The sequence below is a fragment of the Streptomyces sp. NPDC002446 genome (genome assembly GCF_053595675.1).
Genome location: NZ_JBSFYC010000166.1, coordinates 1 through 1,489, shown reverse-complemented (window position 1 = coordinate 1,489; position 1,489 = coordinate 1). Strand labels below are relative to the sequence as shown.

General features: G+C 67.1%; 2 protein-coding genes. One reads left to right on the top strand and one right to left on the bottom strand.

Annotated elements, in window-relative coordinates; all coding sequences use genetic code 11:
* Positions 1-48 precede the first annotated feature (48 nt).
* Positions 49-258 (bottom strand): hypothetical protein, encoded by a 210-nt coding sequence (locus tag ACWD6P_RS37000; RefSeq protein WP_451448609.1) that lies wholly within the window; start codon positions 256-258, stop codon positions 49-51.
* Positions 259-1,021: 763 nt separating this feature from the next.
* On the opposite strand from ACWD6P_RS37000, the gene ACWD6P_RS36995 reads away from it, so the two are divergent.
* Positions 1,022-1,489, top strand: a 468-nt coding sequence (locus ACWD6P_RS36995) for a transglycosylase SLT domain-containing protein (RefSeq protein WP_451448608.1), incomplete at its 3' end; no start/stop codon positions are given.

Genomic DNA, 1,489 nt, shown 5'->3' with positions numbered 1-1,489 from the left:
GGCCCCCGTCGCCGGCCACGCGGCCGGATGGAGCATGGAGGAGCGGCTCTACAACCAGGTCTGGGGGATGTCCTCGGCCGGCGCGGCGGCCGGACGACGGTACTCGTCGGCCGGCGCCGGGGCCGGACGGCGGTACTCCTCGGACGGCGCCGCGGCGGGACGGCGGTCCTCGTCGGCGGGCGCCACGGCGGCGGCGCTCGTCGAGAGGAACCCCGTAACGAGAAGTCCGGTGAGAACAACGGAAATCGGACGGATCATGAGTACTTCCCTACAGTGAGTGACAGATGTGTGCTGTGCAGTGACAGATGTATGCAGCGCAGTGACAGATGTGTGCGGTGTCACTTTCAGGGAGTCGGGGCACAGAGTCATGCGACAGCCCCGGGCGCTGCTGCGAACGGACCAGCAGACACCGCCGTATCGCCGTATCGGAGCCCTCCCGAACGGCCCATCCGGCACTCGCCCCCGTGCCGCCCGGCGCCCGGCACCGGTCGCCACCCGCCGATTCCCGGCAAGTGAATTGGGGCACAAATTCCGCTCTTTCGGCGTCAGCGGCAGTGGCTCCCGCCACATAGGGACATTCGAGCCGGGCGCCCCGGGCAGCCGGGCGGATGAATCCCCTTCGATCCGCGTATGAAGTGGTGCCGGAGAGCGGTAATTCCGGTGTGAGCCAGACAACTTCCAGCGCCCGGCAGAGGGGGTTCCAAGGCCGCTATCAAGTGATGCGGGGCACGCGATGCACGTCACTTACGAACGCACTTAGTCGAATCCGCTTCAGCTATTCCGGGTCCTCGCCACGGGAAACGCCTATTACCTCGGTGATCAGGGTTTATCTCACGATGATGAGTAGTACAGAGCACTATTGCCTCGATTCCGGGCCATCGCTAAACATGGATTCCGACGCACCGAGAGCGAGCTTGCGACTTACGCCCCCCAAGGCGAACGCGGCAATGACCTCCGGTGAATCACGCGCCGCCGAAAAAGGCCGCCTCCCCGTCCCCGCACCTGGAAGAGGTCACTCTGCATGCCCGGTATCAACCTGTCCCGCGCTGTCCGTACCACCCGCATTACCCGCACCCACAAGGTCGCCGTGGCCGTTCTGGCCGCCGCGGGTGCCACCTCGGGCCTGGCCCTGGCCTCGGCCCCGGACACCGCACAGGCTGCATCCGCGCACGCACCGGCCGCGGTCAAGCCCGTCAGCGCCAACGGCATGCCGGAGAAGACCGGCGAGGCCAAGACCGCCCGCCCGGTGACCGCCTCGGTCGCCGACCGCCTCAAGGTCACCGCGGTCGACAAGCAGCACACCGCCCAGCAGGCCGCCAACCGCTCCGTCGAGCGCAAGGCCGTCAAGGCCGTCAAGGTCGTCAAGGCCGAGCGCAAGGCCGTCAAGGAGTACCCGAACAACCTGGACGGCTGGATCCGTGAGTCGCTCGACATCATGAAGGCCAAGGGCATCCCCGGCAGCTACGACGGCCTCCACCGCAACATCATG

Coding starts and splice junctions, on each gene's coding strand:
- ACWD6P_RS37000 (WP_451448609.1), bottom strand. CDS start 258: ATGATCCGTCCGATTTCCGTTGTTCTCACCGGACTTCTCGTTACGGGG.